Below are 15,470 nucleotides of genomic sequence, written 5' to 3' on the forward strand. Positions count from 1 at the left end.
AGTCTAGCTCCCCTCTGCGTCCCTCACTAGCGCCAAATCATTGCGGTGGACGGCCACCGAGTAGGGGGCGCGCCCGAGGATATCAGCGATGGCTTCGCTCGGCTGGCCCATGATCTTGCCCAGATCGGACGAATCGTAGTTGGTCAGCCCACGGGCGATTTCGACGCCCGCCTCGTCGATCAGCGAGACGAGATCGCCCTTGTCGAAGATGCCCGTGATCGCCTTGATGCCGATCGGCAGGAGGCTTTTGCCCCGCTCGGCGACGGCCTCGACGGCGCCGGCGTCGAGCGTCAGGGCGCCGATGGGCATGGCGGCCGAGCCGATCCAGCGCTTCCGCTCCGCCAGCCGCCCGCCCTGCCCAGGGATCAGTGTCCCTAGCGGTTCGCCAGCCATCAGGTCCACCAGGATGTTGGGGCTCCGGCCGTTGGCCAGAATGACGCTCTCCCCCGCATGGGTGGCGATCGACGCGGCCTGGAGCTTGCTCAGCATCCCCCCCTTCGAGAGGACCGGTCCCGATTTGTGCGTCCCCACCACGGCAAAGCCCGTCGTCGACTCGTCGATCGCCTCGACCATGCCAATGACTTGCGAGCTCTCGTCCGCCGGGTCGCCGTCGTAGAGGCCGTCCACGTCGGTCAGGATAACGAGGAGGGGCGCCCGGAGGGCGTTCGTAACCATCGCGGCGAGCTGGTCGTTATCGCCCACGGTGCGCGACAGCTCGGCGGTGCGGACCGTGTCGTTCTCGTTGACAATCGGGATGGCGCCGTACTCGAACAAGGCCCGGATCGCGTTGCGGAAATTGAGATAACGCCGGCGGTCGTTGATGTCGTCCGCCGTCAGCAGCACCTGGGCCGCCAGCAGGCCGTGCTCCTGGAACGCCCGGTTGTAAGACTCCATCAGGTGGCACTGCCCGACGGCGGCGGCGGCCTGCAGGCTCGGCAGGTCGGTGGGCCGCTCGGGGAGCTTGAGCAGCCCGATCCCGGCGCCCACGGCCCCGCTACTCACGAGCACCACGCGCCGCGTGGTGCCGGCCCCGATCCTCACCAGCTGCTCGGCGATCGACTCGACTTGGCACTCGTCGAGCGTCCCGTCCGGTAGCGTCAGGCAGCGCGTACCAACCTTTACAACCAGTGGGTCGGCGTCGTGAGCGAGCTGTTGGCGGGCGAGGTCGATCATAAGCGGGGGAGCAGGCGTTAGAGTCGACGCACCGTTATCGCCGGCCAAGCCCCAATGACCAACCCCCAACGACCAATCCGCTTGCCAGGGGGCAACCTATCTGTCGTCAGAGATCAGACAAGAAGCCGACGTCCGTGCGGCAGCACTTCATCGGTCACTGGGGCTTGGTCATTGGGACTTCGCCCTCAGGCGGGCTCCAGCGCCAGCAGCGTCACGCCGCGCGTCATGTCCGCGGTCTGCTGACGGAACGCGTCCATGTGCGGGGCGGCGAGGTGGGCCTCCAGGGCGGCGACGCTTTCCCACTTTTCCACGACAACGACCGCGTCGTCTCCCGCCGGCGCCTGCACGGGGATCGACGTCGGCGTATCGATCGCGGCGCCGTACTCGAGGCAGCCGTCCTCGGCGAGCACCAGCGGCGTCAGCTCGGCGAACGCGGCGAGGAAATCCTCACGCCGGGCGGGATCGACTTTGAGCGTGGCGATGACGTGGATCATGAATTCTCTCGACTGCTTGGTAACCCGAAGACGCAAACGCTCTTGACGGGATGAACAGGATCGACGGGATGAACCCTGAAAGTTCTCGATCCTGGTAATCCTGTCAAAAAAGAACCGCCGTGGCGATCCCTGACGCGTTTGGCGCGTCTTGGCGGTTACAGACCGACGGGCGCCAGACGGCCCGACATCAGGTCCAAGAGCCGCGACCGCACCAACGACACGGGCAGAGCGTAGCTCTCCGTGCGCCCCGCACGGGCGATGTTGAAGGCGACCACGCGCCCGTCGAGGTCCACCACCGGGCCACCGCATTCATTTGGCGAGAGCACCGTGTCGTGCTGCAGTGCGGTTGGGAAACCGAAGCGGCGTTCGCTGAGATCGCCGCCGAGATGATTCTGGTAGTGGGCCCGTTGCTCGGCGGGGTTGGGCGCCCAACCGTGGAGGGTCGCGACGATCTCGAGCCTCTCGTCGCCGCGCTGAACGGTGAGTTCGACGCGGTCGCCCGGGTTGCGATCGCCGATCGCTTCCTTGAGGCCTTGCGGCGAGGTCGTTGGCGTCCGACCCACGGCGGTGATGAAGTCGCCCGGTTGGATTCCCGCCTGCTGCGCCCCGCCACCATCGGTAACGGTCTCGATCCGCACGCCGATGACGCCGTCTTCCGTCGGGACATAGTTGAGATCGATCTGCACGCCAAGGAAGCCGGGACTCTTGTCGATCTCACGCGGGAGGACGCTGACAACGCCCACCGCGATCGGGTCGCGGCTCAGCCCCACTGTCGCCAGCCAGTCGCCCGCCTGGAGGTCGCCGCTGTTTTCCGTCGAAGACGCCGGCTGAGCCGCAACCGACGCTGGGGTCGCGGGCCTGATCGCGACCGTCTGGGTCTTCTCGACGGTCGGCTGACTCCCGAGGTTGAGCGTGGGCAGGTTCTTGGCGTCAAGCTTGAGCATCGCCAGATCGGTAGCGATATCGACGCCAACGATCGCCGCGTCGAACTCGCGACCGTCACGCAGACGGCATTGGACCTCGCCCTGGATGAGGCTCGCCTTGGTGACGACCCAGCCGTCGGGTCCGACGATCCCGCCGTAAGCGATCCGCCGCTTGCCGACCCGCACCTCGACGGTCGCTTCGCGGACCTCGGCGACCACCGGGCGGAACACGGCGCGCAGGTGGGGCCCATTGGTGTAACGCGACTGCGGCACCCAGAGGCTGTTGAACAGCGACTGGATCGACTCGCTAACGACGTCTTGCTCTGGCGCCTCCGCGGGCGCCGCTTCCGCCGTTGGGGGCTCGGTCGCGGGCGCCTCGGCCAAGGGAGTCTGGGCGTGGAGCGCCGGGGCCTGGAGCGTCGCGCCGATGGCCAGAAGCACCAGCGTTAGCCAGCGGTGATCGAATCGTCCGTTCGTCATCGGCGGTCCTCATTGTCGAGTCGGGCGCCGGGGAAGTCGGTCGTCGCCCGGCCGAGCCATAGCGTCAGCTCGATCTTGGTCCCTTGCCGATCGATCACGACCGGCACCCGAGTATACGGCTCGCTGTTGCGGATCGTGCGATCGACTTCCGCCAGGCTCTCCGGTTGCTTGCCATCGATCTCGAGCAGAATGTCTCCGGACAACAACCCCGCTTCGGCGGCGGAGCGGCGGGGGAAGACCTGGGTCACCACCAGTGCGCCGTTCACTTCACGCAACGTGAGTCCGGCGAAGGGTCGCCAATCGTCGGGGTCTTCGCCATCGGGGACGCCCGTCATCCGGCCGTCGTTGAGTCGTTGCCACTCGCGGCGGAAAGCGGTGACGGGGACGTGGTAGTTACTGGTGATCTGCTCGCCGATCTTGCTGTGGATCCCGACCACCTCGCCGCGGAGATTGAACAGCGGTCCCCCCGAGTCGCCGCCCACCAGGGTGGCGTCGGTGTTAATCATCTGGTCGTCGATCGACAGCACGCGTCCCAGGCGGACCGGCGGGTTGCGGCCTTCGACGAAGCCATTGGGCTGCCCGAGGACGACGACCCAGTCGCCCGGTTTGGGGGCTTCGGTGGCGATCGGCAGGAAGGGCCAAGCGGGGAGCGAGCCGGTCACCGCCGAGTCGGAAGAGTCATCGTCGGGCGACGGCGGCGGGACGCTGATCCGCACCATCCCGCAATCGAGTTCGTGGTTCACGCCTAGCGAGCGGCCTTTCACACGGTGGCCGTCGGGGAAGCGGACCGACACCTCACGGTTGGGTTCGATGCTGACGTGTCCCGCGGTGAGCACCAGCCCGTCGGCGGAGATGATGACGCCCGAACCGACCGAATCGTTCATCTCGATCGCCACCGTCACCGGCCGGCCGAGGGCGACCACCCGGCGGACTTGGTCCTGCAACATCCGGAGCTGTTTGACGGTCTTGGGCGGCCCGGGGCGGAGCGACTCGGCGAGCTCCGTGGGGATGGCGAGCGGGGCCGACAGCGGTTCCGCCGCGGCTTTGCTGGCGACGGTCTTGGCCAGGGGGGGCTTGGTGGCAACCGGCTCGGCGGCGCCGATGACGCCCCCAAACGCAAGCATCCAAGGCAGAATTACCGCCAAAAGCCCACCCCGCGCGCCGGCGACACGACCACGGGCTAGGAGATTACTGTACATCCGCACTTGACAGTAAACAGGTGTTTAGCAGAATAGATGAAGGCAGCGCCGGCTTGCTTCCGACAAAGACAGCCAAAGTCAAACGCAGCAAAGTCAAACGCAGCGCCGACGCCGAATTATAGCTAACCGCTCCCAATTGAACCGCCCAATTGAGCCACCCGACGTTAAGGACGCCAAGATAACGCCAGGAAGATCATTCGGACCGGATCACCAGGAATCTACGCCGTATGGCGCCCGATTGATCCGGTAATTCCTGTCAAAACTTGGCGATCCGTTGCGCCCTTGGCGACTTGGCGGTTCCCGAAAAAGCCTGAGGTCCCCGTGTCCGACTCTCCCGTTGTCTCGCTCAACTCGCTCACCGCTCGCCAACGGGAGGTGCTCGACTTCATCCGCGACAAGATCGAGAGTCGTGGTTACGGCCCGACGGTCCGCGAAATCGGCGAGTCCTTCGACATTGCTTCGCCCAACGGCGTGATGTGTCACCTCAAGGCGCTTGAGAAGAAGGGCCTCATCACCCGTGAGGCGAACCGCTCCCGTGCAATCCAGCTCTCGCCCGAGGCCCAGACGCAAACCGGCGTCCCGCTGGTGGGCTCGATCGCGGCCGGCAATCTGACCGAAGCCATCGAGGTCGCCGAGCGGTTCCAGTTCGAGGACTGGTTCCCTGCTAAGAAGAGCCACTTCGCCCTGCGAGTGAAGGGCGACTCGATGATTGAGGCCCAGATCGCCGACGGCGACCTCGTCATCTGCCGCAAGGCCCGGACGGCCAACAAGGGCGACATCGTCGTGGCGATCACCGACGAAGGGGAAGCCACGCTCAAGTACTGGTACCCCGAGGCCAATCGCATCCGCCTGCAACCCGCCAACAGCAGCATGAAGCCCATCTACTGCCGCAACGCCCAAGTGCAGGGCGTGGTGACGGGCGTCGTCCGGCGGTTGTGAGTTGCGGAGAGGAGAGAGAAGTTGGCGAATCGTTCGTTGCGCCGCCGCTGGTTTCCGCCCGCGGCGGCAGCGCCTCCCCCCAACGCCTCAGCGAGAGCTCCCTCACCAGCGTTAATTTCTTGCGGCCCCCGCTCGACAGCCCGCGCCGCATCGGCATGATGGCCCCATGCTGCGGAGCCGCCTGTTCTGGAAACTCTTCCTCGGGTTCACCCTGGTGAACCTGCTGACGGGCGCTGCGCTAGTGGCGGCCACCTGGGGCTGGCAGCGTGAGGGCGCTCGGCAACTCGTCGAGCGCGAGGTCGCCACGATGGCCGCGTTTCTCACCCCCGCCGCAACAGCGTGGGCGGAGAATCCGTCACCCGAAACCGAAGAGGCCGTACGGTCACAGGCCGCCAAAGTCGGCGCAGCCATTCGGGTTCGCCTCTCCGACGAGAAGCAGCTGGCGATCGGCAAGACTTCCACCGGGCGGAGCGACCGCATCCAAGAGCGCGTCAATCTCGGCCCCGTGACGAAGCCGATCGGCGAATTGATCGTCGAACGCCCGGACGATCGCCTCGGCGAAGTGCTGGCCCGTCTCGCGACGCGTTACGCGTTCTTTTTTCCGTTCATCGTCTTGGTGACGCTCGGCGCCGGTTACGCCGTCATCGCGCACCTCGTTTCGCCGGTGCAAGCGCTCCACAAAGCGGCGATCGCAATGGCGTCGGGGGCCTATCGGCAACGGGCGTTCGTCACCAACCGTGACGAGCTTGGCGCGTTGGCCGGTTCGTTCAACAAGATGAGCGAAGAGCTCGGCCAGCGGCTCTCGCAGCTCCAGGAGAGCGACCGCCGCCAGGCGACGGTGCTCGGCGGCATGATCGAGGGGGTCGTCGCGGTCGATGACCGCCAGCGTGTCCTGTTCGCCAACGACGCCGCCGGCCGACTGTTCGACTTTGATCCGCACCAGGTCGTGAACCGGCCCCTTTTGGAAGTGGTCCGCAGCCATCCTCTCCACCTGGCGGTGAAGTCGGCGATCGCGTCGCGCGCGCCGCAGCGTCTCGAAGTCGAGTGGGACGACCGCGTCCTCTCCGTGCAAGTGACGCCGCTCATCGGCGAGCCCGCCGGCGCCGTCATCGTGCTCCACGACACGACCGACCTGCGCCGGCTCGAGAACCTGCGTCGCGACTTTGTCGCGAACGTTTCGCACGAGCTCAAGACGCCGCTGAGCACGATCAAGGCCAACGCCGAGACGCTGCTCCTCGGCGCCGTGGACGACAAAGAGAACCGCATGCGTTTCATCGAAGGGATCGGCGTGCAGTCCGAGCGGCTCGAGGCGCTGATCCAGGACATGCTGACGCTCGCCCGCATCGAGTCGGCGCAGCAGCCGTTCGACATCGCCAAAGTCAACCTCGAGAAGGCGGTCGAGTCGTGCCTGCACGACTTCAAGGACCGCGCCGAGATGAAACAGATCGACCTGCGAGCCGTGCCGCCGCTGGGGATCGACAAGGTCCTCGTCCGCGCCGACCGCAACGGCTTCCGGGTGATCCTCAGCAACCTCGTTGACAACGCGGTGAAGTACTCGCCCGATGGCGGCGCGGTGACGGTGAGCTGGGCGCCGATGACGGTCAACGGGTCGCCGATGGTCCGCATCGAGGTCGCCGACACGGGCGGCGGCATCCCCGAAGAGAAGCAGGCCCGCGTCTTCGAGCGCTTCTACCGCGTCGACGAAGCCCGCTCGCGCGACCGCGGCGGCACGGGCCTGGGCCTGTCGATCGTCAAGCACCTGACGCAATCGTTCGGCGGCGACGTCGCGGTGGCGAATCGGGCCGAAGGCGGCGCGGTGTTTACCGTGACATTGCCGGCGGCGTGATGCTGCTCACTCGCCGATCGCGTACAGCGCCTCGAACGTCCGTAGGTAGAGCACGCCGTCGCCCGGCACGGGGGACGCGGACATCTCTTCGCCCAGTTCGTTTTGGGCGAGTTGCTCGAAGTCGCGGCCGGCGCGAGCAACCGTCACGATGCCGCGACGGCTGGTAAGGTAGAGCTTGCCATCGGCCAGCAGCGGCGACGCGCGGTAACGGTCGCTGACCGTGCGCTCGCGGTAGATCCGCTTGCCGGTCGCCGCGTCGAAGCAGGTGAGGTTGCCGTTCTCGCCGCACAGATAGACCAAGCCATCGGCGACGATCGGCGAGGGGACGTCGGGCGTCCCTTTGTCGAGCCGCCACGCCTCGTTCTCGGTCCCGGTGAGGTCCCCTTCGCCGCCGAGCTTCACCGCCGCGACGGCGCTCTGCTTGGCGGTTGGAATCACCACGATTCCTTCTCCTCCGTCGGGGCCCTCGCCCCAAGCGGGCGACGCGACGAAGCGTAGCGTAGCGTGGTACGTGCCCGGCGGGTTGAAGCCCATCTGCCGCCAACGCTCGGCCCCGGTTTGCGGGTCGTAAGCGACGGTCGCGTCGCCGCCGTGGGTGACGAACACGGCGTCGTTCCCTGCGCCGGCGAGGATCGGCGACGCGTACGAGTGCTCGCACTCGAGCTTCGCGCCGGTCAATCGCTTGACGGACCACAGCGTCTCGCCCGTCGCCAAGTCGAACGCCGCTACGCGGGCCTCCTCGGTCTCGGCGTCGCCGTCGCCGTGGAGCCACTGCACGAGGACCTTGCCCTCATGCACGATCGGCGACGAGGCGTAGCCGAACTGGATGTCGAGCGGCGTCAGGCGTTCGCTCAGCGACAGACGCCAGACGGGCTCGCCCTCCGTCGTGTAGCAGGCAAGCACGCCATCTCCCATCGCGGTGACGACGAGCTTGCCGTCGGTCGCGGGCGACGGCGAGGCGAGGTTCCCCTCGTCGCCGCGGAACGAAGCTTCGCCCGTCGTCACGGTGCGGCGCCATAGCTCGTCGCCGGTCTTGGCGTCCAGCGCCATGAGCAGCAACTCCGTGCCGTCGGGCGTCGTCAGGTACAGCATGTCGCCGACGAGGATCGGCGTCGAACCCGCCGGCCCCGGCAGCGGCGTCCGCCAGCGGACGTGCTCGTCGGGCGACCACGTCGTCGGCAGGCCTTTCACGTCGGCGACGCCGTTGGTCTTCGGCCCCCGCCAGTGCGGCCAGTCGGCCCACGCCGTTTCATCCAGCGCCGGCAAGACGGCGACAAGCAGCAGCGTGAGTGTCCGACAAAACCGCATCGAATGAACCTGAGGGAAGCGTCAACGGCGGGACGCGAATTGCGCAATTACGCGCCGCCCCGGGGGGACCTAGAGTTAACATGAGTATTTTAATCGATTCGGTGGCCATTTTCGCGGCAAATCTGGCCAACGCACCACCCTCAGGCGTAATGAAGCTCACGTCGATCCCGCAGATCTACCGCAACGCCAACCGGTGGCGCGATATCTTCGCGATCCTCAGCAAGCACGGGCTCGCCGACTGGTTTAGCCGGTTCGACCTGCCGTTCACCAAGCGGCTGCGCGGCAGGGGCGGCGCCGGCAAGCCGACGGTGCGTCGCGAAGAACGCGTCCGCCGCGCGCTCGAAGAGCTCGGCCCCGCGTTCATCAAGTTCGGCCAAGTGCTCGCCACTCGGCCCGACATGGTCGGCGTCGAACTAGCGGACGAACTCGCCAAGCTCCAGACCGCCGCCCCCGCCGACCCGCCCGAGGTGGTGCGCCGCTCGATCGCCATGGCGCTCGGCAAGCCGGTCGAGGAGTGCTTCGCGACGTTCGACGACGTCCCCATCGCGTCGGCGTCGATCGGCCAGGTCCACCGCGCGCGGCTCTTCGACGGACGCGAGGTCGCCGTCAAGGTGCGCCGCGCCGGCGTCGAGCACTTGCTGCGTGTCGACACCGACATCCTCATCGGTCTGGCGGACCTCGCCGAGAAGCTGCCCGAGTTCGCGCCCTACCGCCCGCGCGCGACGGCCATTGAGTTCAGCCGCACGGTGCGGCGTGAGCTCGACTTCCGCGACGAGCTGCGCCGCATCGAGCAGTTCCGTGAGGCGTTCGCCGGCGACCCGCGCGTCCTCATCCCGCAGCCGCACGCCGAGCTGTCTTCGGGGCAGGTGCTCACGTTGCAGTGGCTCGACGGCGCGAAGCTTTCGGACCCCAACTTCGCGTCGCTAGCCAACACCGACCTCAGCGAGGTGGCCCGCCACGGCGCCGAGGTCTTCCTCGAAATGATCTTCGATCACGGCCTCTACCACGCCGACCCCCACCCGGGGAACCTGCTGATCCTGCCCGGTGGCGTGATCGGGCTGCTCGACTTCGGCATGGTCGGACGGATCAGCGACGCCCTTCGCGAAGACCTCGAGGACATGCTCATCGCGATCGTCGCCGACGACCCGCCCGAGCTGACCGCCGTGCTGCTGCGGATCGGCGTCTGCCCCACGACGCTCGACGAGGACGCCTTCTCCGCCGACATCGCCGACTTCGTCGATCACTACGGCCAGATGGACGTCGATCGCTTCGACCTCGCCGGCGCGCTGACCGAGCTCTTCCGCTTGGTGCGGCGGCACGGCGTCTCGCTGACGCCGCAGCTGGCGATGCTGCTGAAGCTGTTGGTGATGCTCGAAGGGACCGCCAAGCGACTCTCACCGCATTTCTCGCTCGTCGAGCTGCTCGGGCCGATGCAACGGCGGATGATCCTCCGCCGGCTCAACCCGATGCGACAGGCGAAGAAAATCCGGCGGCTGTACGGCGAGGTCGAGCAGCTCGCCGAAGAGATGCCCCGCCGCGTTCGCGACCTGCTAACCCAGTTCCAGTCGGGTCGCTTCGAGGTGCACCTCGAGCACCGTGGCCTCGAGCCCTCGGTGAACCGCCTCGTGCTCGGCCTGCTGACCAGCTCGCTGATCCTCGCTGGCGCCCTGATGGTGCGCACCGAGGTGTGGCCGATCTACGGCGTCTCGGCCCCGGGAGCGATCGCCTTCGTGTTCAGCGGCCTGCTAGGACTGCGATTGCTGCGGGCGATCAGCAAATCGGGCTGGCTCGATTCGCACTGACCACGGCCGATGGACTCAGCCGCAGGCGGAAGCCTGCGGAGCCCCGCTGAACAGCGTAATCGCCGCCTCGACGCGCTGATTCAGCGAGTCGAGTTCCGACAGCAACCGCTGCTGACGCTCATCGATGGCCGCCAGCCGTTCGGCGGGCGTGGGGCCATTCGCGGGGCTGGGAGGCTGCGACATCAGAAGCCGGCGCGGAAAGCTTCGCGACGGCTCTCCGGCGGCGTCGCAGGGAAGAGAATCGACCGCCGGACGGCCAGGCCCGCAGCCCCTGTGGGGCCCAGGGGGATGAGTCTTCCCCCCGAGGAAGCCGGTCGTGCCGGCCGCTGGAAACGGGGGGAATAGGCGGGCTATTCCGCCGCCAGTAAGGCCAGCAGCGACCTTCGGCAGAGACCACCCCACCGGCAAAAGCTCCAGAAACCGGGTGGCGTCCCGGACGAGAAGGCGTTATTCTTCCGGGTCTGCCGAAGCCGCCACGGCTCGGCCGTAGAACCCCATCCCCCGGCGGGCGGCCAGAAGCCCTTCCGCCAAGCGTCACCGGAGCGAGCGACAAACGTGGTTAAGCTGACCCTTCGCGACAAAGAGACGGCTCAAGAAGCCGTGCGGCGGTTCCGCAAGTTGGTGGAGCGGAGCGGCATCAAGAAGGAAATGCGGATCCGCGAGTTCTACGAGAAGCCCAGCGCGACCAAGCGCCGCGCCAAGATCCGCGCCCAGCGCCGCAACAAGCGTGAGCGCACCGCGCCCCGCGGTTGATCCTGCGACCCGCCGCCAGGCGCAGAACGCCCGGCGCCGAAGCTGACAGCGAGAGCCGAATAGGCCTCCGCCAGTCGCCCAATGAAACAAACGCGGCCCGCGTCGGGATGCTCCCGACGCGGGCCTTTCGTTTGGGATGAATGGCAGGTACCGCCTGTGTCGCCCCCGTCCCTTTGCGGGACGGTCGTCATGTCAGAACGCGGCCGTCGCCCGGATGAAGAAGCCGTCGAACATCATCATGTTCGCGTCATCCATCGAGTAAACCTGGCTCGGGCTCACCGAGTAGTTGTACTCCGTACGATGCCCCAGGTCGTGCCAAGCCGACAGCAAGTATCCGGCAGACACCGACAGGTTCTGTGTGACATAGCCCGTGAGGCCCGCCTCGATCTCCGTTACCGGAATGACCTCGGTGGTCGTGATCGACGTGTCGGTGAAAGTCGTGCCCGACACGCCATGCTCGACATCGCCTAACAGCAGCGAGATGTCGCCACGGAGGTAGGCGCTGAGCACGCCGGTGCGGCCGAAGTAGCGACGACCCGTCAGGCCGAAGCGGAGGCCGGCGCCGTCGAAGTTGACGGTGCTCTCCGCGAACCGGTTGGGAACGTTGCTGGTCGAAGCGCGGGTCGTGCCGTAAGCGAGCGAGCTATCGACACTGGCGAAACGGACGCCGCCGCTCCAGGTAATGTCCCACGCCGCACACGGCTGGCAACAAGGGTCGCAGCAGTCGCCGCAGTCGCCGCAGCCGCTTTGCAGCGGGCATCCCAGCGGAATCGTCTTGGAGAAGCCAATGTCGTAGTTGTCGACGTTCACCTTGGCCCGTCCGTACACTACGTCGCCGTCGCCGAGGGCGAGCTCATACGGCGCGTAGTAGATCGTATCGGTATTGTCATTCGGGTTTGGGGGCGACGTGAATCCGCCGTCGCTATTGAAGTTGGTGTAGGTGAAGCGAACCTCGCCACCGCAATTGCAGAGGCGATAGCCACCAAACACGCGGTAAGAGCTGCCGTAGTCCATGTCGAACTGGTGAAACGTCTCCAGGTCGTTCGCCAGGCTGTACTCCCGATAGGCGGTTGCTTCGGAAAACGTGCCCCGCACACTGAGCCACTCGGCCCCCACGAAGACCTGACCACCGCCGCCAACGCCACTGCCGCAATAGCCCAGGTCGCACGTCCCGCATTCGTCGCCGATCGGGCCGCAATCGCAGCTGGCCTGCTGCACCGCGTTGGCCAACGCCATGTCGCTATCGAACTTGGCGGCTACGGCGCCCTTGTCGATCGACTGTGCCGAAACTCCGCCCACGAAGCCGGCGGCTAGCAGGAGCGCGCACGCTCCGCGCATGAGAATCGTCATCGGTTATCCCCCCCGGGTGTTTTGTCGTTTGGCGACGTCTCGGCTGGCGGCGCCGCTGGCCTTCATCAAGCCAGGGCGGCCGCATTGAGGGACGTTACACAACGTCCCCACTAGGGCCCGAGCCCGCAGGATCGCCAACTCCTTCCCAAGAATCGGAATCGGCGCAACGCGTCTTGCGTGCATTTCGAGATTTACCGGCGCAATCGCTCGTGCTGGAACAATCGGCCCAACCGGACCCGCCACGGGTGGAGCAAGCAAGCGTCATGCGTAACGAGTCGAGAGGACGCGTCCACCCCGCGGTTTCGCCCGATCCGTGACGCGAGGCCCCGGAGTGAGGCTCGCTCTAGGGGCAACTCCGAGGGCTAACGCTCAGACGTTCTACGGCTGTGGGCCTTGAGTGGGTTGGGTCGGCGAGACCAACCGCGCCGCCCCCCCCCTCATGGGTGGCATCGCCAGGAAGGCCCCTAGCAGGCCGCCTACGGCGTCTAACGCCCCAGCCGACAAAACCCCGAGGAGGGCGCCAAGGGGCGTCTACTGGCCCTCTCCGTGGCTGTAAACGCATGTCCATGACCACGCCGGGCTGCCTTGCCGGAAGACGACTCCTCAGCCCCTCTGAAGGTGTATAGAAGTCTCCCTCGTTGCTGATCCCCCTCCGGAAACGAAAGAAGCCCTCTCCCCAAGCGAATGGGAGAGGGCTTCGAAGGTCGCTCGGGGCAATCGCTCCGTCCTTTGAACGGCAGCCCCAGGGGGTCGTCGTGCTAGAGGCGCCCAAGCCACGGCACGACAACTGAAAGCGAATCGGACGGGCTAGGCCTTGCGGCGAGCGACAACCGTCGCGGTCGCCAACGCCGCCAGCATGCCGGCGGTCGGTTCGGGGATCTCGGGGAAGCCCACCGGCACGTCCGGAAAGACGTCGATCGGCTGCATCACCGAATAGGGACGCGGCGTCGTTAGAAACCCAGTCGTCGCGTCCGACATCGAATAATTCGGGAGCGTCGTCGAGGTAGTCTGACTGGTTCCCACGTAGCTCATCTTGATCACCGAGTTGCCGGTCGTGTCGGCGCCGCCGTTGGGCGTAAAGAAGACCGAGGGGTAATCAGCGAACAACTTCATGCCACCGACATCGGTGTCGCGATCGATATCGACCTGGAATCGCACCACCTCGCCCGGTTGCAGGCCGCCGCGGGCGCTGAAGTCCACGAGCAGCGTGTCACCGCCGTCTTCGATCCCTGTGGCGAACTCGATGTCCGGCGTTGAAAAGCCCGTCAGCGCGTACTCGCCGTTGGCCGTGAACGGATAGGAGTTAGTCTCTTCCTTCCGGAAAAAGACGTTCGAGAAACCGTAGTTCTCATCACCGATCGACATGCGGAACGTCTCTACCGCAAACGGGGCATTGGAGTCGTTCTTCAACTCGATAAACGGCATGTTGTACTCGTAGACCTGTGTGGCCCAGCCGGTCCACAGCGCAGTCATCTTGTCGTTCATACCCATCGGGTTAGCGAGGACCGTCTCCAGGCTGCTGAAGTTGATCGTCGTCTGGGCAGCAGCCGGCGCGGTGATCGCCACGAGGGCGAGCAGGCCGGGTAATAGTAGGAAGGGTTTCATCGGTGGGCGCCTCAAGTTGGCCCGTGCCGGCTCAGCCAGCGTCGGGCGGGTGGGTTTCAACGGAGCGAAATCTTCTCGGAGGGGCGTTGGTGAGCGTCGTTCTGCGTAGCGCGGGCGGTTCACCGGAGAACGGACAAGGGGCATTCCCCAAAGCCGCGGGTGGGTTGCCGGCAGAAGGCCTGGCTGCAGAAGAGTCCGGCGGGAGGAGACGCTGGCGCCACGGAGGCGAGAGGTCTCAGCCGCTTCGCGTCGAGCGCATCGCAACCCCCTTCGGGCTTGCCACAGCGCGCATCGCGAGCGGGTTATCGCGGCCGAGTCGAACGGTCGCGGGGCCGGTCTGGCTAGCTGAATCCGCGCGATCGATGTCGCACGAGATAACTGGAAGGCTTCGACCCAAGAGCCCGTTAGAGACGGGCAAGAAGGGCTGTTCGCCATCCACAGAATGCCAGAGGCCGCACGACGGATCGCTCCGCCGCCGCCGGATTGACACTCACGAGGACGACTCCCAGCTTAGGGTGAAAACGGGTCACAGACGCTGTGCAAAACACAACGCCAGCCAGTTCAGAATAGACGTCCGGAAGGCCGTGTCAACGACTTTTCACGCCCGTTTCCGTGAAGGGCGGACTATTTAGGCGGCCAGCCGCATTCCTGGCAGATTTGACGGATTCGAGTGACAGATCATCGCCAATCCAGCCCTAAGTCCAGCCCCACCGCCGAATGGGTTAGCGCCCCGACGCTGATCCGATCGACGCCGGTTGCAGCGATGGCGCCGATCGTGTCGAGCCGCACCCCGCCGGAGGCCTCAAGCACAACGCCCGGCGCCTCCGCCGCGCGGATGGCGACCGCCTCACGCAGTTGGTCTAGCGACATGTTGTCGAGCAGCACCACGTCGGGCCCGGCCGGCAGCACGTTGCGTAACTGCTCCAGCGAATCGACCTCGACCTCGATCACCCGCCCCGGCTGCTTATCCCGCGCCCGACCGACCGCGTCGGCAGGGGTCATACCGGCCTCGTCGGCTAGTGCGAGGTGGTTGTCCTTGATCATCACCGCGTCGTAGAGCCCCGTGCGGTGGTTCACGCCGCCGCCGCAGTGCACGGCAAACTTGTCCAACAGCCGCCAGCCCGGCATGGTCTTGCGCGTGTCATAGACCTTCGCCGCCGACACGCCGACCGCATCGACGTGCCGCCGAGTCAGCGTCGCGACGCCGCACAATCGACTCATCAAGTTGAGCGTCACGCGCTCGCACCGCAGCAAGTCACGGGCGCTGCCTTCGAGCTTGCCGACGACCGTTCCGCGCTCCAGCGCGTCGCCATCATCGGCCGCGGGAAACCACGACGCGTCGGCGCCCGCTTCTTCAAGCACTAGCGCCGGCAGCCGCACGCCGGCTGCAACGCCCGCCTCTCGCGACACGATCGCCGCTTCGCCCCGCCGTTCGGCGCCGACCACCGCGAGACTCGTGATGTCCCCCGCGTCGCCCAGGTCTTCGCGCAACGCCATCCGGACCAGCTCGCGGCAATCGCGAACAAGGCTGACGTCCCATTCAACGGTTCGAAACTTCGCAGCCATCTCTTCGCCTCAAGGAGAAAGAACCACAGATG

General features: G+C 66.3%; 13 protein-coding genes. 4 read left to right on the forward strand and 9 right to left on the reverse strand.

The window, feature by feature from the left end; genetic code table 11:
- Positions 1-3 precede the first annotated feature (3 nt).
- The 4 genes from proB to Spa11_RS18940 form a co-directional block, all read right to left on the reverse strand.
- On the reverse strand, positions 4-1,173 hold the full coding sequence (proB, locus tag Spa11_RS18925) for a glutamate 5-kinase (RefSeq protein WP_145115297.1): 1,170 nt from the start codon (positions 1,171-1,173) through the stop codon (positions 4-6).
- A gap of 185 nt (positions 1,174-1,358) precedes the next feature.
- Positions 1,359-1,667 (reverse strand): putative quinol monooxygenase, encoded by a 309-nt coding sequence (locus tag Spa11_RS18930; protein ID WP_145115301.1) that lies wholly within the window; start codon positions 1,665-1,667, stop codon positions 1,359-1,361.
- Positions 1,668-1,822: 155 nt separating this feature from the next.
- Complete coding sequence (locus tag Spa11_RS18935) at positions 1,823-3,070, reverse strand: S1C family serine protease (RefSeq protein WP_145115304.1); 1,248 nt, start codon at positions 3,068-3,070, stop codon at positions 1,823-1,825.
- The gene (locus Spa11_RS18940; RefSeq protein ID WP_145115308.1) at positions 3,067-4,269 is read right to left on the reverse strand and encodes a S1C family serine protease; all 1,203 of its coding nucleotides are present in this window, start codon (positions 4,267-4,269) and stop codon (positions 3,067-3,069) included. The genes Spa11_RS18935 and Spa11_RS18940 overlap by 4 nt, the downstream gene beginning before the upstream one ends.
- Positions 4,270-4,590: 321 nt before the next feature.
- Here Spa11_RS18940 and lexA point away from each other — a divergent pair, with 321 nt between their 5' ends.
- Positions 4,591-5,208, forward strand: coding sequence for a transcriptional repressor LexA (gene lexA, locus Spa11_RS18945; RefSeq protein ID WP_145115312.1), 618 nt, complete (start codon positions 4,591-4,593; stop codon positions 5,206-5,208).
- Positions 5,209-5,374: 166 nt separating this feature from the next.
- Entirely contained in the window at positions 5,375-7,054 is a 1,680-nt protein-coding gene (locus Spa11_RS18950; RefSeq protein WP_145115317.1) for a sensor histidine kinase, read from the forward strand.
- Positions 7,055-7,060: 6 nt separating this feature from the next.
- Here the strand turns inward: Spa11_RS18950 and Spa11_RS18955 are convergent, their stop codons facing one another.
- Positions 7,061-8,362 carry an outer membrane protein assembly factor BamB family protein gene (locus Spa11_RS18955; protein ID WP_145115320.1) on the reverse strand — a complete coding sequence of 434 codons (1,302 nt, stop codon included), beginning with the start codon at positions 8,360-8,362 and terminating at the stop codon, positions 7,061-7,063.
- 149 nt (positions 8,363-8,511) lie between these two features.
- Here Spa11_RS18955 and Spa11_RS18960 point away from each other — a divergent pair, with 149 nt between their 5' ends.
- Positions 8,512-10,164, forward strand: a complete 1,653-nt coding sequence (locus tag Spa11_RS18960; RefSeq protein WP_145115324.1) for an ABC1 kinase family protein — start codon at positions 8,512-8,514, stop codon at positions 10,162-10,164.
- 15 nt (positions 10,165-10,179) lie between these two features.
- Here Spa11_RS18960 and Spa11_RS23090 read toward each other — a convergent pair whose 3' ends face one another.
- Positions 10,180-10,347, reverse strand: coding sequence for a hypothetical protein (locus tag Spa11_RS23090; protein WP_197529516.1), 168 nt, complete (start codon positions 10,345-10,347; stop codon positions 10,180-10,182).
- A gap of 372 nt (positions 10,348-10,719) precedes the next feature.
- On the opposite strand from Spa11_RS23090, the gene rpsU reads away from it, so the two are divergent.
- Positions 10,720-10,917, forward strand: coding sequence for a 30S ribosomal protein S21 (gene rpsU, locus Spa11_RS18965; RefSeq protein WP_145115328.1), 198 nt, complete (start codon positions 10,720-10,722; stop codon positions 10,915-10,917).
- 192 nt (positions 10,918-11,109) lie between these two features.
- Here the strand turns inward: rpsU and Spa11_RS18970 are convergent, their stop codons facing one another.
- From Spa11_RS18970 to nadC, 3 genes are all read right to left on the reverse strand, one after another.
- Complete coding sequence (locus Spa11_RS18970) at positions 11,110-12,267, reverse strand: Lpg1974 family pore-forming outer membrane protein (protein ID WP_145115332.1); 1,158 nt, start codon at positions 12,265-12,267, stop codon at positions 11,110-11,112.
- 807 nt (positions 12,268-13,074) lie between these two features.
- Positions 13,075-13,872, reverse strand: a complete 798-nt coding sequence (locus Spa11_RS18975; protein WP_145115335.1) for a hypothetical protein — start codon at positions 13,870-13,872, stop codon at positions 13,075-13,077.
- A gap of 678 nt (positions 13,873-14,550) precedes the next feature.
- Complete coding sequence (nadC, locus tag Spa11_RS18980) at positions 14,551-15,438, reverse strand: carboxylating nicotinate-nucleotide diphosphorylase (protein ID WP_145115339.1); 888 nt, start codon at positions 15,436-15,438, stop codon at positions 14,551-14,553.
- Between the last annotated feature and the right edge of the window lie 32 nt (positions 15,439-15,470).

It is taken from the genome of Botrimarina mediterranea, from assembly GCF_007753265.1.
Lineage (GTDB): Bacteria > Planctomycetota > Planctomycetia > Pirellulales > Lacipirellulaceae > Botrimarina > Botrimarina mediterranea.